Below are 16,418 nucleotides of genomic sequence, written 5' to 3' on the forward strand. Positions count from 1 at the left end.
CCATCATGGCCGTTCAGGAACTCACGCAGGACACCTTCGAATCCACCATTACCGGGAATGACATCGTCATCATGGACTTCTGGGCCCCCTGGTGCGGCCCGTGCCAGCAGTTTGCCCCGACCTTCGAGGAGGCCTCCGGCAAGCACCCCGACGTGGTCTTCGCCAAGGTGAATACCGACGAAGAGCAGGCCATCGCCGGCGCCTTCCAGATCCGTTCCATCCCGACCCTGATGATCTTCCGCGAGCAGATCATCGTGTTCTCCCAGCCGGGCGTGCTGTCCGCCGGTCAGCTGGACGAGGTGCTGGGCAAGGTGCGCGAGCTGGACATGGAGCAGGTGCGTGCCGACGTCGAGCGCCAGCAGCAGGAACAGGAGCAGGCCGGGGGCGCGTAAGCCGCCTCTGACAACGGTTTCCCGCGGGCCAAACCCGCGAGATCGAACCCGGCCGGGGGCGTCGCCCCGCCGGGTTTTTTTGTGTGGGGCGCGTGCCAGGATCGTAGAATGACCGCAAACCCCTGCGCCATGCGCGAAAGGATGCCGTCACCATGTCCCAGCACCCCGAGGCCGGACGCCTGCCATGTTGAGCGTGATGACCCAGATGGGGGCGCTGATCGTCGCGGGCGTGGTCTGGCGCGCCCTGCAGCCGGGTGGTCTGGATGCGGATACGACGCGCCGGGTCCTTACGACCCTGGTCTACTACCTGTTGCTTCCGGCGCTGGTCCTGCAGGTGCTGTGGGTGGCCCCGCTGGGCCTCGACTCCCTGCGTATCGCCCTGGTGGCGGGCCTCACGGTTCTGGCGATGGTCGGGGTCACGTTGCTGGCCTGTCGCGTCTGCATGGCGGAGCGTGCGGCGATCGGCGCGATGCTGCTGGCGGCTGCCTGGCCCAATGCCACCTATCTCGGTCTCCCGGTGCTCGACAGCCTGTTCGGCGAGCCTGGCCGCGCGGTGGCGATCCAGTACGACCTGTTTGCCTGCCTCCCGCTGCTACTGACGCTGGGCGTGCTGCTGGCGCGGCGCTACGGCGATCCCGAGGCGGTACGCCTGTACGGGGGCGGGAGCCCGCTGCGCGGGCTGGCGGCGGTGCCGTCGATCTGGGCGGCGGTGGTGGGTGTGGCGCTGAATCTCGCCGGGGTCCCATTGCTCGACTGGCTGGACGTCTTTCTCGGCTTCCTGGCGGACAGCGTGGCCCCGCTGATGCTGTTCTCGCTGGGGCTGGCGCTGGTATTCAATCGCTTTCGTGGACGCGATGCCCGGCCTCTGGCGGTGGTGGCCGTGGTCCAGCTGATTCTGGCCCCCATCTTCGCGTTGGGGCTGGTGCTGTGGACCGGCCTCGAGGGTGTGCCCGGTGTCGGATCGGTGCTGGAGGCGGCGATGCCGGCGATGGTCCTGGGACTGGTGTTCTGCGATCGCTTCCGCCTGGACACCGGCCTCTACGCGGCCGCGGTCACGCTGACCACGGCGCTGTCGTTGGTCACCCTGCCCCTGTGGTTCGCTCTCGCCACCCGACTCATCGCCTGACCATTGAGGCTCCGTGCGGTCGGCTTTCGCATGTCCGCTAGGCTGGCCCTGGTTCATCGTTCGGTGTTTACGGTGCCTTCGTCTGGCCGCCTGCCAGGCGCTCTCTCGCGAGCGCGCCGCGAGGTACTTTCTTGCTTGCCCAAGAAAGTACCCAAAGAAGGGCACCCGGATTCCGCCCGGGAACCTTGCTCCAGGGCCCTCGGGCCGGCGGCGCTGAACTCGCTGCGCCTTCGGCTCCGCTCAGACATCCAGCGCCTTCTCCCGGCCCGAGCACCCTTCCGCAAGGGGCTCCATACGGGAGGCGAAGGTCAAGACAGAAGGTGTTCCGTCCCCCGGACATAAAAATAGGCAATGCCGTCCGAAGGCCCCGGCGCCCGCTTTGCGGGCGCGGCACGCAACGGCCGCAGGCCGAGCGTGCCGAAGATGCTCGAAGACCTAGCCATCATCCACTGGCAGGAATGCTGGGATAGCCGTTGTTTGGACCTGCCTCCCCGTTGTCGTCGCGCCGAGTGGAGAGGCTTTTCGCGGGATTCAAGGCGCTGGATGTCTGAGCGGAGCCGAAGGCGTAGCGAGTTCAGCGCCGCCCGCGAAAAGCCTCGGAGCGAGGGAAACCCCGGCCCGCGTAGCGGGCCGGGGTCGCGGCAGTCGGGCGTGTTTCTTGGGTACTTCTTTGCACGAGCAAAGAAGTACCTCGCGGCGCGCTGGCGAGTCAGCGCCGGGCAGTATGCGGACCGAAGCCACAGTAAACACCCAACGACGAACCGGGACCAGCCAAAACAAGGCAGGCGGCGGCCCGGAGCCACCGCAAAAGCCAGATGATGGCTCCGGCTAGGGCAGCGCGCTAGCGGATGAGCATGAGGATGCCGGCGAGGATCAGGATGCCGGCGAAGCCGCGGCGGAGGTGGGTGACCGGCAGGTGATGGGTCAACCAGACGCCCCCGCGTACGCTGATGGACGTGCCGATCACGACGCCGAGGATGGCCGGCAGGTAGAGATAGCCGAGGGCCCATTCCGGCGCCTGATAGGCCGGATCGGTCCATTGCGGTAGGGCGAACACCAGGCTGGCACCGATGGAGATCGGCACGCCCAGCGCCGCCGCCGAGCCGATCGCGCGGCGCAGCTCCAGCCCCTGACTGACCAGGAACGGCGTGGTCAGCGTGCCGCCGCCGATGCCGATCAGCGAGGAGATCGCACCGATCAATGCCCCGCCGCCCAGCCAGACGCTGCGCCGGGGTACCGAGGCCTCCGGGGGGCGGATGTTCAGGAGCATCCAGATGCCGATCGCCACCTCGAAGGCGCCGAAGATACGCCCCAGGTGGTCGGAGTCGATGCGCGTGGCCAGCCAGGCGCCGATCAGTGCGCCGACGATGATGCCCGGCAGGAGACGGCGTACCGCCGCGCCGTCCACGCCGCCCCGGCGGTGGTGGGCGCGCGCCGACAGGATCGCCGTGGGGATGATCGCGCCCAGCGAGGAGCCGACCGCGAGCTGCACCAGGCTGGCCGAATCGAAGGCCAGCAGGCTGAACACGGCGACGAACACTGGCACTAGGATCAGCCCGCCGCCGATGCCGAACATGCCAGCCGGGATGCCCGCGACCAGGCCGAGCGCCACAAACAGCAGCCCCAGCGCCAGCGGTGACTGGATCAGTGTCTCGGTCATTCGTGCGTAGTGGCGAGTCAGGGCCCAGCGGACCGGCGGACCGCTGGGGTCGCCGGTCCGCTGCGCAGGAGAGGCGAGGGCGCGCTCAGAGCGCCTTGAAGGACTTGCGGGCGGCCTCGATGGTCGCGTCGATGTCGGCGTCCGAGTGGGCGTTGGACATGAAGCCGGCCTCGAAGGCGCTGGGGGCCAGGTAGACCCCCTCGCCCAGCATCGCGTGGAAGAAGCGGCCGAAGGCGGCGGTATCGCAGGCCGTGGCGCCGGCGAAGTCGGTGACCTTCTGCTCCGAGAAAAACAGCCCGAACATGCCCGGCACCTGGTTGGTGGTCACGGCCACGCCGGCCTCGCGCGCGGCGTCCTCGAAGCCCGCGACGACCTTCTTCGTACGCTGCTCCAGCTCGTCGTGGAAGCCCGGGCGCGACAGGATCTCCAGGGTCTTCAGCCCGGCGGTCATCGCGATCGGATTCCCGGACAGGGTGCCGGCCTGGTAGACCGGGCCCAGCGGGGAGAGGTGTTCCATGATGGCGTGCTTGCCGCCGAAGGCCCCCACCGGCATGCCGCCGCCGATGATCTTGCCCAGCGTGGTCAGGTCCGGGGTCACGCCCAGGTAGCCCTGGGCGCAGTTCTTCGACACGCGGAAGCCGGTCATCACCTCGTCGAAGATCAGTACCGCGCCGTGCTGGTCGCAGACCTCGCGCAGGGTCTCCAGGAACCCGGGCTCGGGCGGGATGCAGTTCATGTTGCCCGCGATGGGCTCGACGATGATGCAGGCGACCTCGTCACCCTTCTCGGCAAAGAACGCGCGCACGCCGTCCGGGTCGTTGTAGGTCAGGGTGCTGGTCAGCGCGGCCAGTTCCTTGGGCACGCCCGGGGAACTCGGCTGGCCGAGGGTCAGGGCCCCGGAGCCGGCCTTCACCAGCAGCGAGTCGCCGTGGCCATGGTAGTTGCCCTCGAACTTCACGATGCGGTCGCGGCCGGTATAGCCACGCGCCAGGCGGATCGCACTCATGGTCGCCTCGGAGCCCGAGTTGGTCATGCGCACCATATCCATCGACGGCACCAGCTCGCAGACCTTGGCGGCCATGTCGTTCTCCAGCCGCGTGGGGCAGCCGAAGGACAGGCCGTTGTTGCAGGCCTCGCGCACCGCCTCGATCACCTCGGGGTGGGCGTGGCCGGCCACCATCGGGCCCCAGGAACCGATGTAGTCGATATAGCGCTGGCCGTCGGCGTCCCACATGTAGGCGCCGTTGGCGCGGTCCATGAAGATCGGGGTCCCGCCGACGCCCTTGAAGGCGCGCACGGGGGAATTCACGCCGCCGGGGATGTGCTGCTTGGCGGCCTCGAACAGACGCTCGGTTTCCTGCATGACGGTGTCCTGTGATTGTTGGATTCGGGTCGATGAATTCGGGAAGCCCGGCAACCATAGCGACGGCTGCGGGCGGGTGCAAAGGGATCAGCCGAACAGTCCGCTTATCTGACGCGCGGCGGCCTCGGGGTCGGGCGCGGCGCTGATGCCCTGGATCACGGCGAGCAGGTCTGCCCCGGCCGCGACGACCTCGGGGGCGTTCGCCGCCGTGATCCCGCCGATCGCACAGATCGGCAGCACCAGTGTGGTGCGCGCCTCGCGCAGCAGCTCGAGATCCGCGCGTGCCGCGTCGGGCTTGGTCGGGGAGGGGAACACGGAGCCGAAGGCCACGTAGCTCGCGCCGGCCACCTGTGCCGAGCGGGCTCGTTCGAGCTCGTTGTAGCAGGAGACGCCGACCACCGCGCCGGGGCCGAGCCGCGCGCGGGCCGCGACCGGGTCCGGGTCGTCACGCCCGAGGTGCACGCCATCGGCCTCGACGCCCGCGGCCAGCTCGGTGTCGTCGTTGATGATGCACAGCGCGCCGTGCGCATGCGCAAGGGCGACCAGTTCGCGGGCGATTGCCTCGCGTGCGGCGCCTGCGAGGGTCTTGTCGCGGAACTGGATCAGGCGCGCACCGCCACGCAGCGCAGCCTTGGCATTGGCGAGGTGTGTGGCGCGTGGGTTCGCGTCCTCCGGGACCGCCGGGGTGATGAAATAGAGCCCGCGCAGGCGGGGGGTATGCTCAGTCGCCATGTGGGCACAGCCGGTTGGGGACGTGCTGGCCGTGGCCGGGGGCGTAGCCCCGTGCGACGGCGTCGTTCATGAAGGCCTGGGCCTCGATCACCGCCGGCTCCAGGTCACGGCCGCGCGCCAGGAAGGCGGCGATCGCCGCAGCCAGGGTGCAGCCGGAGCCGTGGAAGCCGGCCGGATGGCGTGGCAGTTCGAAGGCGCGCATGTGCCCGTCCTCGCGGTACAGGCGGTTGATGATGGGGTCCTGATCGCCGCCTTCGTGGCCGCCGGTGACCAGCACGTTGCGCGCGCCCCGTTCGCGCAGCCGTTGGCCCCACTGGGTGGCATCGTCGGTTCGGGCCAGGCGCGCGGCCTCCGGTCCGTTGGGCGTGATCAGGGTGGCGCGTGGCAGCAGGGCCTCGCGGGTCGCGTCCACCACGGCTTCGGTCGCGAGCGCCCCGCCGCCGCCGGCGACCATCACCGGGTCCAGCACCACCGGGATGTGCGGGTGCTCGGCCAGCAGCGCCGCGACCATTTTTACGTTTTCCACTGAGCCCAGCATGCCGATCTTGATTGCGGCGACGGCAAGATCGGCCAGGGTGACCTCGATCTGGGCGCGCAGCTGTTCCGCAGACAGCACGCTGAAGTCCAACACGTTGCGGGTGTCCTGCACGGTGATCGCGGTCACGGCCGTACCCCCGTGTACGCCGAGGCGGGTAAAGGTGGTCAGATCGGCCTGCAGGCCGGCGCCGCCACCGGGGTCGGAGCCGGCAATGGTCAGCGCGATCGGGGGATGATTCATGAATGGGGGCTCCCGTGCTAAGGTTGCGCGCGCCCCGGCACCCCCGGGGCGTTCTTGTTCCGCATCCCGGGAGTGTACGCAGCATGAGCAGCGAGTTCGAAGTCGAGTCCCTCCGTCCCCTGGTCGCCGCCGCCGAAGCGGGTGGCACGCTGAACGCAGAGGTCGATCAGGCCCTGGCCGCGCTGGAGCAGGAGTTGAACCGGCTCGCCGGCGAGTTGCAGGTGGAATACGTGGGGCCCGCCGTCGGCATGGCGGACATGCAGGCCGAGCATGTCTATCGGCTGGTCATCCGTCAGCACGAGATCGATGTGACCCGCCACGAATGGAGCCTGTGGGTCTGCGATGCGCTGGACAACTGCGACTTCCGGGCGACCTGGCCGGTGACCGGTGCCGCGCGCCTGCGGCGCAAGCAGGTGGTGGCCGTGGTGCCGGAATTGGTTGCCGGCTATCGCGATGCGGTCGCGGCGGCCGGCAAGGCGGATACCCCTGCGGGGCAGCGCCTCGCCGAGATCGCCAGCGTCTTCAGCTGACGCCGTCGCCCAGGGAGACGCTAATCCATTCGCACGTCCGCGCTCGAGTCGAGTTTACTCGCTGACAAGGCGCGGTGAGCGAAGTGTAGCCGAGCTACATGAGCGAGCCGCAACGCCGCCAGCGGGGCCGAATCCAGAAGGCAAAGGCGGCCGAGCCCTCAAGGGGTTGGCGCCCCATTTTCCCCGATCCAGCGTTGCGCCGCTTGACCGTAGAGTGGCTACGGCACTGCGCACCGCGCCTTGTCTCGGGAAAAATGGGGCGCCAACGCGGACGTGCAAATGGATCAGCGGCTCCCTAGCGCAACGAGATGACTGGCCAGCCTTGGTTGTGAGCGTGCGCGGCAAGGGTCGGGTCCGGGTCCACTGCGACGGGGTGCCCCACACGTTCCAGTAGCGGGATGTCGTTGCGCGAGTCGCTGTAGAAACTGGCCTGCGCGATGCTGTCCTCGGGATCCGGATGATCCGCGAGGTACTGGCGCAGGCGTTCGATCTTGCCTTCCTGGAAGCAGGGAACACCGGTCAGGTCGCCGGTAAATTCTCGGTCCTCGCCTTCCTCCGCCAGGGTCGCGATCAGGTGGTCCACGCCCAGCAGGTCGGCAATCGGCTGGGTGACGAACTGGTTGGTCGCGGTGATGATGACCAGCTCGTCACCGGCCTCGCGGTGTCGGGCCAGCAGGGGCGGGGCGCCGGGGGCGATCATTGGCCGGATCAGCGTGTCGATGAAGCGCTCCCTCCAGGCCTCGAGCAGCGCGCGCGGGTGTTCGGCCAGCGGGCTGAAGGCGAAGCGGCAGAATTCGTGGATGTCGAGGGTGCCCGCCACATACTCCTGGTAGAAGCGGTCATTGGTCTCGGCGTGACAGGTCGGGTGGACGGCGCCCACCTCTGCCAGGAACTCGTTCCAGGCGTGATCGCTGTCGCCGGCGAGCAGGGTGTTGTCGAGGTCGAACAGGGCCAGGGCCATGAGGGTGCTCTCGGGTTGGCTTGGATCGGACGCGAGTGTACCGGCGGGCGTCGTCGGCTGCAGCCACAGGCCCCTTTTGGGACCGGCACCGGAGGCATGGTAGGGGCTTTGCCGCCGGGGCACCGGCTGTGGAACAATGCCAGTAATAGAGAAGCGTCTGGCTGATGCAAGTGATTGATTGTGACGGGTATCGCGCAAACGTAGGCATCATCCTGTGCAACGCGGAACAGCAGCTGTTCTGGGGCAAGCGGGTCGGGCAGGCGGCCTGGCAGTTTCCCCAGGGGGGCGTGCATGCGGAAGAAACGCCCGAGGAGGCGATGTTTCGCGAGCTGCACGAGGAGACGGGCCTGTTCCCCCGGCACGTCGAGGTGCTGGGCAGTACCCGCCATTGGCTGCGTTACCGCCTGCCGGAGCGCATGGTCCGGCGCCATCAACGCCCGGTCTGCATCGGCCAGAAACAGCGCTGGTTCCTGCTGCGCATGGTCGGAGACGAGAGCGACGTGGTGCTGGATGCGATGGAAACCCCGGAATTCGATGATTGGCGCTGGATCGACTACTGGCGTCCGGCACGCGAGGTCGTGCACTTCAAGCGCCAGGTCTATCGCCGTGCGCTGTGCGAGCTGGTGCCGCTGATGTTCCCGGAACTCGAGCAGGCGCGCGCGCGGCGTTCCGGCCGCCGTGGCCCGGCCCAGCCCCAGCCCCGTTCGCCGGTGTCCTCGCGTTGACGGTCCCGAAGCAGCCCTCGATGCTCGAGGTCCTGCGCCGCGTGGTGCAGGAAGTGAACGGTGCCGCGGATTTCTTCGAAGCGCTGCATATCATCGTTACGCGGGTGAAGGCCGCGCTGGAGATCGATGTCTGTTCGATCTACCTGAAGTCGCCGCAGTCGGGGCGCCTGGTGCTGATGGCCTCGGAGGGTCTGCGCGAGGAGTCCATCGGGCAGGTCGAGATGGACCCGTCGGAGGGTCTGGTGGGTCTGGTCGCCTCGCGGGCCGAGCCGGTCAACCTTGACAGCGCTCAGGACCACCCGCGTTTTCGTTATTTCCCGGAGACCGGCGAGGAACACTTCCTCGCGTTTCTGGGGGTCCCGATCATCCACCAGCGCAGCCTGCTGGGCGTACTGGTCGTGCAGCAGCACCAGGCGCGCAAGTTCGATGACGAGCATGTCTCCTTCCTGATCACCCTGGCGGCGCAGCTGGCCGGGGCGATCGCCTATGCCGAGTTCAACGACGAGATCTCCTCCGAGACCCCGTTGATCGGGCATGTGAACGTCGAGGCCACCGGCATTGCCGGCTCGCCGGGCGTGGCCATTGGCCGGGCCGTGGTGGCCTACCGCCTGGCGGACATGGACTCCATCCCGGATCGCGAAGGCGCCGGGGTGGATCACGAACTGGAGCATTTCGGGCAGGCGGTGGCGGAGACCCGCACCGAGATCGAGGACCTGAAGCAGCGCATGGGCGAGGCCCTGGGGCCGGACGAGCAGGTGCTGTTCGATGCCTACCTGATGCTGCTGGGTTCCGACTCTCTGGTGCACAAGACCCAGACGCGCATCCGTAATGGGCAGTGGGCCCCGGCGGCTTTGCGCGACACGGTGCGTGAGAGCGTGCGGGTATTCGAGGACATGGAGGACCCGTACCTGCGCGAGCGGGCGGCGGATGTGCGCGATCTGGGTCGCCGCGTGCTGTCGCACCTGCTGCCGGCCGATCGCAGCCAGGACGAGTTTCCCGATGGCGGCATCCTGGTCGGGGATGACCTGACCGCCTCGCATCTTGCGGAGGTTCCGATCGAGCGGTTGGGGGCCATGGTCTCGGCCAAGGGGACGGGTTCTTCGCACATCGCGATCCTGGCGCGGGCGCTCAACATCCCTGCGGTGATGGGCGTGTCCGAGCTCCCGGTGGGGCGCCTGGAAGGGCGCGAGATCCTGGTTGATGGTTATCGCGGGCGGCTGTTCGTGAACCCCAACGCCGAGCTGCGCGTGGAGTTCGAGCGCCTGGTGCGCGAGGAGCGCGAGCTGGCGGAGGACCTGCGTGCGCTGGCCAAGGACCCGGCCGAGACCCGCGATGGCGTCGCGGTGCCGGTGCTCGCGAACTCGGGGTTGCTGGCGGACATTAAGCCGTCGCTGGAGTCCGGGGCCGAGGGGGTCGGGCTGTACCGCACCGAGGTGCCGTTCATGATCCGCGACCGCTTCCCCGGCGAGGAGGAGCAGGTCCAGCTCTACGAGCAGGTGCTGGCATCTTTCGATCCGATGCCGGTGACCCTGCGCACCCTGGATATCGGCGGCGACAAGGCCCTGCCATATTTCCCGGTGAAGGAGGACAACCCGTTCCTCGGCTGGCGCGGGATCCGTATCTCGCTGGACCACCCGGAGATCTTCCTGACCCAGTTGCGGGCGATGCTCAAGGCGAGTCGCTCCCACGACAACCTGCAGATCCTGTTCCCGATGATCTCGGCGCTGGACGAGCTGAAAGGGGCGATGACCCTGCTCAACCGGGCGCGCGAGGAACTGCTGGACGAGGGTTTCCGCATCCCGATGCCGCGCATCGGGGTGATGGTCGAGGTGCCGGCGGCGGTGTACATGTCGGAGATGCTTGCCCGGCGGGTGGACTTCCTGTCCGTGGGCACCAACGACCTGGTCCAGTACCTGCTGGCGGTGGACCGCAACAACGCCCGCGTGGCGCATCTCTACGACACCCTGCACCCGGCCTGCATCCACGCGCTGGAGACGATTACCGACGGCTCGCACCGGGCGGGCAAGCCGGTCAGTGTCTGCGGGGAAATGGCAGCCGACCCGGCCGCGGTGATCCTGTTGCTGGGGATGGGGATCGACAGCCTGAGCGTCAGCGTGTCCTCGATCCCGCGGGTGAAGTGGGTGATCCGCAGTTTCTCCACCGACCGCGCCGAGGCGTTGCTGGCGCAGTGCCGGCTGCTGGAGAACGCCGATCAGATCCGGTCGCTGCTGAACAATGCCCTGGTCCAGGCCGGCCTGGGCGGGCTGGTGCGCGCCGGCAAGACCTGACCGCGGCGCTCACCCGTGGCCGGCAGGGGGGCGCAGCTCAGGTGCGGCGTGCCCGCCACAGCGCGATCAGCGCACTCAGGAGGAAGATCCCGAGCACCACGCCGATGGCGATGAGCGCATCCACGATGGAGCGGTTGACCACCAGCACGACCACGCCCACCAGGATCGGGACCGGCACCTCGTTGAACCAGCGATACCAGGTGTGATCACGCCGGTTCAGGTCATCGCGGAAGTCGTGCACGATCTTGCCGCACCAGACGTGATAGGCGACCAGGACGGCAATCAGCGTCAGCTTGAAGTGCATCCACGGCTCGGCCAGATAGAACGAGCGATCCACCAGCATGATCACGCCGAAAAGGATGGTGATTAGCGCGCCGGGGGTCATGATCCCGTAGAACAGTTTGCGCTCCATCACCTTGAAGCGCTCGTGACCGAGGGCGTCCTCGGTCATCGCGTGATAGACGAACAGGCGCGGCAGATAGAACAGCCCGGCGAACCAGGTGACCATGAAGATCACGTGCAGGCTGAGGAACCAGTTATAGGCTTGCATGGAGGTCCTTCTCGGAAGCGGGTGCGGTGTCGCTGCGCGGGGCGGCTCAGGAGAGCCAGCGTTCCAGGTGGCGTTCGATCTGTTCGAAGTCCGGGTCGCCCAGCTTCTGGTAGACGATGCGGCCGTTTGGCGAGATCAGGAAGGTAGTCGGCGTCAGGCGTACCCCGCCATAGGCCTGGGAGAAGGCATCGTCGCTGTCGTGGATGATCTTGTAGGGCATCTCGCGATCCTCGCGCATGGCCTCCACGCGGTTGATCGGGTCGTAGGACAGGGCAACCGCCAGCAACTCGAAGCCCTTGTCCGCGTAGGTCTCGTGCAGGTGGGCCAGTTTCGGGATCTCGCGGACGCACTCCGGGCAGCTGGTGGCCCAGAAAGAGATCATCACCGGGCGGCCTTCGTAGTCCTTCAGCGCCACCTTCTCGCCATCCAGGGTGGTGGCCGCGAAGGCGGGTGCCGGGCGCATGCCGTCGTCGGTCAACCAGATGGTCGCGGCGACGGCGACCAGCGCGATGATGAAGATGCCTCCGAAGATGGCCTTGCGGTCGATCCTGACTTTGCTCATAGGGGTGTGATCCGTTGATCGAATAGCCTGCATTTGTGGACTGGCCGAAACCGCGTGCGTTCCGTGGTTCCGGCCAAGGCGGTATCATGCCGCAGCATGACGAATGCAACCAACAGCAAACCCATCCGCATCGGGGTTGTCGGGGCCACCGGCTACACCGGCGTGGAACTCCTGCGCCTGCTGGCGCGGCATCCCGCGGCCGATCTTCAGGTGGTGACCTCGCGCGGCGAGGCGGGCACGCCCGTGGCGGATTTGTTCCCCAGCCTGCGCGGCGCGGTGGATGCCGTCTTCCAGGCCCCGGACGAGGCGACCCTGGGCGAGTGCGACGTGGTCTTTTTCGCCACCCCGCACGGGGTGGCCCACGGCCTGGCCGCGCCGCTGCTTGAGCGGGGCACGCGCATCATCGACCTGTCGGCGGATTTCCGCATCCGCGATCCCGAGCTCTGGGCGCGGTGGTACGGACAGGCGCATGGTGCGCCGCAGTATCTGGACGAGGCCGTGTACGGCCTGCCCGAACTGAACCGGGCGCAGATCCGTGATGCGCGACTGATCGCGGTGCCGGGTTGCTATCCCACGGCGGTGTCGCTGGCGGTGCTGCCTCTGCTGGAGGCCGGTCTGGTCGATCCCGCGGACGTGATCGCGGATGCCAAGAGCGGTGTCAGCGGGGCCGGGCGCAAGGCGCAAATCGGTGGGCTTTTCGCCGAGGTGCAGGAGGACTTTCGTGCCTATGCCAGTGGCGGGCATCGGCATTGGCCGGAGATCCACCAGACGCTCAGTGGCGTGGCCGGGCGGTCGGTAGGACTGATCTTCCAGCCGCATCTGGTGCCGATGACGCGCGGGATTCACGCGACGCTCTATCTGCGCCCGCAGGTGGCGGACGCGGACTGGCAGGCCTGTTTCGAGCAGCGCTATCGCGACGAGCCGTTCGTGGATGTGATGCCGCCGGGGGCTCATCCGCAAACGGCCAGCGTGCGCGGTACCAATCTTTGTCGCATTGCGCTGGCGCAACCGCCGCACTCCGGACGGCTGATGGTGCTGTCGGTGATCGACAACCTGGTGAAGGGCGCGGCCGGGCAGGCCGTGCAGAACATGAATCTGATGTTCGGCCAGGCCGAGACAGCCGGTCTGGACGGGCTGTCGGTTTTCCCCTGATGTCCTGGCCTGCCACATGACTACGGGTGTCCCGCGTCCACGTCTGCCCCGGATTCCGCGCATTCCCGCGCGGCGGCGCAGCGGGTCGGGACGCCGCGGCGGGTGGTGGCGCGCGGGGCTGCTGATGCTGATCCTGTTGTTGGTGGCGGGCGGAGCCTGGCTGGTGGAGAACTGGCGCGAGGACATACGGGACACGGTCGATGCGCAACGCGGTATCGAGGGCCTGCGGGATGACCTGGAGCAGGCGCTCGCCGCGCGCCAGGCTGCCGAGGAGGCGCGCCGCCACGCCGAGCAGCAGCTGGAAATGAAGACCGCGGAGCTTGCGGCCTTCTCCGGCGATATCGAGCGCCAGGAGGCCGAGTTGCTGGAGTTGCGCGAGGAGCTGGCGTTTTATCGGCGGCTTGCGGAGGGCGCGGGTGCAGATGCCCTGGGCATCCGGTCGCTGCAGTTGCAGCGCACGGGGCAGTCGGGCGTGTTTGATGTCGTGTTCCAGCTCTACCGCCCGGGGTTGAGTCGTTCGGTGGATTTGCGCTGGGCGCTGGAGGTCGAAGGCTATGCGACGGGGGAAGAGGCGCTGTCCACCCTGGAGACCGATGCGCTGGGGCTGGAGAACGATCGCCTGGTCGAGGGGTTTCGGTTGTTGCGCAATCAGCGCGCCCGGATCCATCTTCCGGAGGGCTTCGAGCCGGTAGGGTTGACGCTGAGGGCGAGCGCCGCGAACGACGAGGATCTTGAACCGGTTTCGGAATGGGCCGACTGGGATCGCCTGCTGGAGAGTACGCAATGATGGGACGCAAACGAGGCCGCCGCGCGCGGAAAGTGGATACCCTGGTGGGGCGCCATACAGTGGTCCACGGTGATATCGAGTTTGGAGGCGGGCTGCATATCGAAGGCCGCGTGATCGGGGATATCCGGGCCGCGACCGATTCGTCGGCCGTTCTGGTAGTCGCGGGTGGGGGCGTGGTCGAGGGCCATGTCGCGGTTCCGCACCTGCTGATGAACGGCGAGGTGCGTGGCGATGTCCATGTGGGAGAGCACGTGGAGCTTGGCGAGACGGCCCGTCTGGCCGGTAACCTCTACTACACCGTGCTGCAAATGGCAGAGGGCGCGCAGATCGACGGCTTGCTCAAGCGGGTGGAGCATCCCCTCGAGGGCGAGCTGGAGGGGACGGGCGAGACCCAGGCCCTGACCAATCCCACGGAAGATGAGCATTCTTGACTCCGGGGCTCAGTCTTCCGTAGCGTGAATGAAAATGATTATTACAGGAGGCCCCGAATGTCCGAGCCCATGACGTCCGAAGCGGAACTGGACATCGAAATGCCCAGCCCGTTGATCTTTACCGATGCCGCGGCCACCAAGGTGAAGGGGCTGATCGAGGAAGAGAACAACGACAACCTCAAGCTGCGCGTATTCGTCAGCGGGGGCGGTTGTTCCGGCTTTCAGTACGGCTTCACCTTCGACGAGACCGTCGGCGATGGCGATACCCTCGTGGAGAATGGTGGGGTGACCCTGCTGATCGACCCGATGAGCTTCCAGTATCTGGCGGGTGCCGAGATCGACTACAGCGAAGGTCTTGAGGGCGCGCAGTTCGTGATCCGCAATCCGAATGCCACCACGACCTGCGGCTGCGGTTCCAGCTTCTCGGTCTAGAGAGAAGCTGACAAGCGGTTAAGAAAGGGCCCGATCCGGGGATTCCGGATCGGGCCCTTTTTTGTTCAGGGTCGGGGTTAATGGCCCCCGGGTGTCCGGGGACCGCCGGGGATGATGCAGCCGAGTACGCGTGGGCCGCGCGCGCCGGTTACTTCCGGCAGGTTGCCGGGTTCGCCGGCCAGGGTTCGCGCGGCCAGCCAGGCAAAGGCGGCACCCTCCACCTGCTGTGGGGGGACCCCATGGCGTTCGGTGGTCTCCACCAGGGTCGCGGGCAGGGCCTTGGCGAGGCGCTTCATCAGGTGGCGGTTGTTCGCGCCGCCGCCGCACACCAGCAAGCGGGCGGGCGGCTGCATGTGCAGATGCTCCAGCGCGTGCCGCACGCCCTCCACGGTCAGTTCTGCCAGGGTGGCCTGAATGTCCTCGGGCCGGGCTCGGTCCAGGCGGTCGCCAGCCCCGGCACGCAGCCAGGCCGGCGAAAAGTATTCGGGCCCGGTGCTTTTTGGCGGAGGGCGCTGGAAGAACGAATCCTGGAGCAGCCGGGTCAGCAGTTCGGGGTCGGGCGTGCCGCTGCGGGCCCATGCGCCGTCATGATCGAACGGCGTCTGATGGTGACGCCGATTCCAGTCGTCCATCAGCGTATTCGCCGGGCCACAGTCGAAGCCGATCACGGGCTGACCCGGCTGCAGCCAGGTGATGTTGGCGATGCCGCCTAGATTGAGGACCGCGCGGGTCTCGTCCGTGGATCCGAACTGCGTAGCGTGAAATCCGCAGGCCAGTGGTGCCCCCTCGCCGCCGGCAGCAATATCGCGCGGCCGGAACTGCGCCACGGTGTCGATGCCGGTGGCCTCTGCGATGCGGAAGGGATCGCCGATCTGCCAGGTGAAGGGCGGATCGGCGTCGGGGGCGTGGTGTACGGTCTGGCCGTGACTGCCGATCGCCCGGATCGCGGTCGGCGCCAGACCGGTCTGGTCCAGCAGGGCTTGCACGGTACGGGCGAACAGCATGCCGAGCCGCGCATCCAGCGCGCCCAGGTGCCGGTAGCGCAGGGTTTCAGTGGTGGCCGCCGTCGCCAGCTCCTGGGCGAGGTCGTCGGGGTACCCCAGCTGGCAGTGATCCACCACGCGTACCGGCCCGGTCTCGCGGATCTCTGTCAGCACGGCGTCCACGCCGTCCCGGCTGGTGCCGGACATCAGCCCGATAAAGCGTTCCGTCATAGTGGTGATCCTCGCGCGCGCATTACATGGGTCGGCGTCCATTCTGGACCACCGCGGCATTTCGCGTCCGTTCGGGGGTCGCGGTATCCTTGCGCGCGACCGGCCAGCCCGGCCGGTCTCTGATCTCGACCAAGGGGCGTCATGGAACTCGAAGACCAGCTGGCCGTTATTCGTCGCGGCACCGATGAAATCCTGCTCGAGGACGATCTTGTCGAGCGCCTCAAGAGTGGCCGCCCCCTCCGGGTGAAGGCGGGATTCGATCCCACCGCCCCGGACCTGCATCTGGGGCACACGGTGCTGATCAACAAGCTGCGCCAGCTCCAGGACCTGGGGCACCACATCCTGTTCCTGATTGGCGATTTCACCGGCCGTATTGGGGATCCCTCGGGCAAGAACGCCACGCGTCCGCCGCTGTCCGCCGAGGATATCGAGCGCAACGCCGCAACCTACCGCGAGCAGGTATTCCGCATTCTTGACCCTGAGCGGACCGAGGTCGTCTTCAATTCCACCTGGATGGAGCCGCTAGGGGCCGCAGGCATGGTCCAGCTCGCCTCGCGCCAGACCGTGGCGCGCATGCTCGAGCGCGACGACTTTCACAAGCGTTACACCCAGCATCAGCCGATCGCGATCCACGAATTCCTCTATCCACTCATCCAGGGCTACGACTCGGTGGCGCTGAAGGCCGATATCGAACTGGGCGGCACCGACCAGAAGTTCAACCTCCTGGTGGGCCGC

18 protein-coding genes and 1 pseudogene (1 of these 19 cut by a window edge) are annotated in these 16,418 nt (G+C 67.5%); 10 read left to right on the forward strand and 9 right to left on the reverse strand.

Annotation, left to right across the window (positions count from 1 at the left end; translation table 11 throughout):
- The first annotated feature begins 5 nt into the window (after positions 1–5).
- Both trxA and F792_RS0107550 read left to right on the forward strand, forming a co-directional pair.
- Positions 6–392 carry a thioredoxin gene (trxA, locus tag F792_RS0107545; RefSeq protein ID WP_018169052.1) on the forward strand — a complete coding sequence of 129 codons (387 nt, stop codon included), beginning with the start codon at positions 6–8 and terminating at the stop codon, positions 390–392.
- 184 nt (positions 393–576) lie between these two features.
- On the forward strand, positions 577–1,518 hold the full coding sequence (locus F792_RS0107550) for an AEC family transporter (RefSeq protein WP_018169053.1): 942 nt from the start codon (positions 577–579) through the stop codon (positions 1,516–1,518).
- Between the two features lie 240 nt (positions 1,519–1,758).
- Here F792_RS0107550 and F792_RS14995 read toward each other — a convergent pair.
- From F792_RS14995 to thiD, 5 genes and pseudogenes are all read right to left on the reverse strand, one after another.
- Positions 1,759–1,964 (reverse strand): annotated as a pseudogene (locus F792_RS14995) (hypothetical protein).
- A 395-nt stretch (positions 1,965–2,359) separates the two neighbouring features.
- The gene (locus F792_RS0107555) at positions 2,360–3,178 is read right to left on the reverse strand and encodes a sulfite exporter TauE/SafE family protein (RefSeq protein ID WP_018169054.1); all 819 of its coding nucleotides are present in this window, start codon (positions 3,176–3,178) and stop codon (positions 2,360–2,362) included.
- An 85-nt stretch (positions 3,179–3,263) separates the two neighbouring features.
- Positions 3,264–4,541, reverse strand: coding sequence for a glutamate-1-semialdehyde 2,1-aminomutase (gene hemL / locus F792_RS0107560; RefSeq protein WP_018169055.1), 1,278 nt, complete (start codon positions 4,539–4,541; stop codon positions 3,264–3,266).
- An 87-nt stretch (positions 4,542–4,628) separates the two neighbouring features.
- Positions 4,629–5,273, reverse strand: coding sequence for a thiamine phosphate synthase (thiE, locus tag F792_RS0107565; RefSeq protein ID WP_018169056.1), 645 nt, complete (start codon positions 5,271–5,273; stop codon positions 4,629–4,631).
- Positions 5,263–6,051 (reverse strand): bifunctional hydroxymethylpyrimidine kinase/phosphomethylpyrimidine kinase, encoded by a 789-nt coding sequence (gene thiD / locus F792_RS0107570; protein WP_018169057.1) that lies wholly within the window; start codon positions 6,049–6,051, stop codon positions 5,263–5,265. Before thiD ends, thiE begins: the two co-directional genes overlap by 11 nt.
- An 83-nt stretch (positions 6,052–6,134) precedes the next feature.
- Here thiD and F792_RS0107575 point away from each other — a divergent pair, with 83 nt between their 5' ends.
- Positions 6,135–6,581, forward strand: coding sequence for a hypothetical protein (locus F792_RS0107575; protein ID WP_018169058.1), 447 nt, complete (start codon positions 6,135–6,137; stop codon positions 6,579–6,581).
- A gap of 295 nt (positions 6,582–6,876) precedes the next feature.
- On the opposite strand, the gene F792_RS0107580 is transcribed toward F792_RS0107575, so the two are convergent.
- Positions 6,877–7,542 carry an HAD family phosphatase gene (locus F792_RS0107580; protein WP_018169059.1) on the reverse strand — a complete coding sequence of 222 codons (666 nt, stop codon included), beginning with the start codon at positions 7,540–7,542 and terminating at the stop codon, positions 6,877–6,879.
- Between the two features lie 164 nt (positions 7,543–7,706).
- On the opposite strand from F792_RS0107580, the gene F792_RS0107585 reads away from it, so the two are divergent.
- Positions 7,707–8,267 carry an RNA pyrophosphohydrolase gene (locus F792_RS0107585; RefSeq protein ID WP_018169060.1) on the forward strand — a complete coding sequence of 187 codons (561 nt, stop codon included), beginning with the start codon at positions 7,707–7,709 and terminating at the stop codon, positions 8,265–8,267.
- Between the two features lie 20 nt (positions 8,268–8,287).
- Entirely contained in the window at positions 8,288–10,555 is a 2,268-nt protein-coding gene (gene ptsP / locus F792_RS0107590) for a phosphoenolpyruvate--protein phosphotransferase (RefSeq protein ID WP_018145288.1), read from the forward strand.
- A gap of 37 nt (positions 10,556–10,592) precedes the next feature.
- Here ptsP and F792_RS0107595 read toward each other — a convergent pair whose 3' ends face one another.
- The gene (locus tag F792_RS0107595) at positions 10,593–11,105 is read right to left on the reverse strand and encodes a CopD family protein (RefSeq protein ID WP_018169061.1); all 513 of its coding nucleotides are present in this window, start codon (positions 11,103–11,105) and stop codon (positions 10,593–10,595) included.
- A gap of 46 nt (positions 11,106–11,151) precedes the next feature.
- Positions 11,152–11,667 carry a peroxiredoxin gene (locus tag F792_RS0107600; RefSeq protein ID WP_018169062.1) on the reverse strand — a complete coding sequence of 172 codons (516 nt, stop codon included), beginning with the start codon at positions 11,665–11,667 and terminating at the stop codon, positions 11,152–11,154.
- A 96-nt stretch (positions 11,668–11,763) separates the two neighbouring features.
- On the opposite strand from F792_RS0107600, the gene argC reads away from it, so the two are divergent.
- From argC to erpA, 4 genes are all read left to right on the forward strand, one after another.
- Positions 11,764–12,819, forward strand: a complete 1,056-nt coding sequence (gene argC / locus F792_RS0107605) for an N-acetyl-gamma-glutamyl-phosphate reductase (RefSeq protein WP_018169063.1) — start codon at positions 11,764–11,766, stop codon at positions 12,817–12,819.
- Positions 12,820–12,943: 124 nt separating this feature from the next.
- Positions 12,944–13,606: a DUF6776 family protein gene (locus F792_RS0107610; protein WP_018169064.1), complete on the forward strand. Its 663-nt coding sequence runs from the start codon at positions 12,944–12,946 to the stop codon at positions 13,604–13,606.
- Positions 13,603–14,037, forward strand: a complete 435-nt coding sequence (locus F792_RS0107615; protein ID WP_018145293.1) for a polymer-forming cytoskeletal protein — start codon at positions 13,603–13,605, stop codon at positions 14,035–14,037. The genes F792_RS0107610 and F792_RS0107615 overlap by 4 nt, the downstream gene beginning before the upstream one ends.
- Positions 14,038–14,094: 57 nt before the next feature.
- Positions 14,095–14,469: an iron-sulfur cluster insertion protein ErpA gene (erpA, locus tag F792_RS0107620; protein WP_018145294.1), complete on the forward strand. Its 375-nt coding sequence runs from the start codon at positions 14,095–14,097 to the stop codon at positions 14,467–14,469.
- 77 nt (positions 14,470–14,546) lie between these two features.
- On the opposite strand, the gene F792_RS0107625 is transcribed toward erpA, so the two are convergent.
- On the reverse strand, positions 14,547–15,683 hold the full coding sequence (locus tag F792_RS0107625) for an anhydro-N-acetylmuramic acid kinase (RefSeq protein ID WP_018169065.1): 1,137 nt from the start codon (positions 15,681–15,683) through the stop codon (positions 14,547–14,549).
- Positions 15,684–15,824: 141 nt separating this feature from the next.
- On the opposite strand from F792_RS0107625, the gene tyrS reads away from it, so the two are divergent.
- Positions 15,825–16,418: the 5' portion of a tyrosine--tRNA ligase gene (tyrS, locus tag F792_RS0107630; protein WP_018169066.1), read on the forward strand. 612 nt of this gene lie beyond the right edge of the window; 594 of the gene's 1,206 nt are visible here — the first part of the coding sequence; it begins with the start codon at positions 15,825–15,827; its stop codon lies off the right edge, out of view.

Source organism: Thioalkalivibrio sp. ALMg9 (assembly GCF_000380625.1).
GTDB classification, from domain to species: Bacteria; Pseudomonadota; Gammaproteobacteria; order Ectothiorhodospirales; family Ectothiorhodospiraceae; genus Thioalkalivibrio; species Thioalkalivibrio versutus.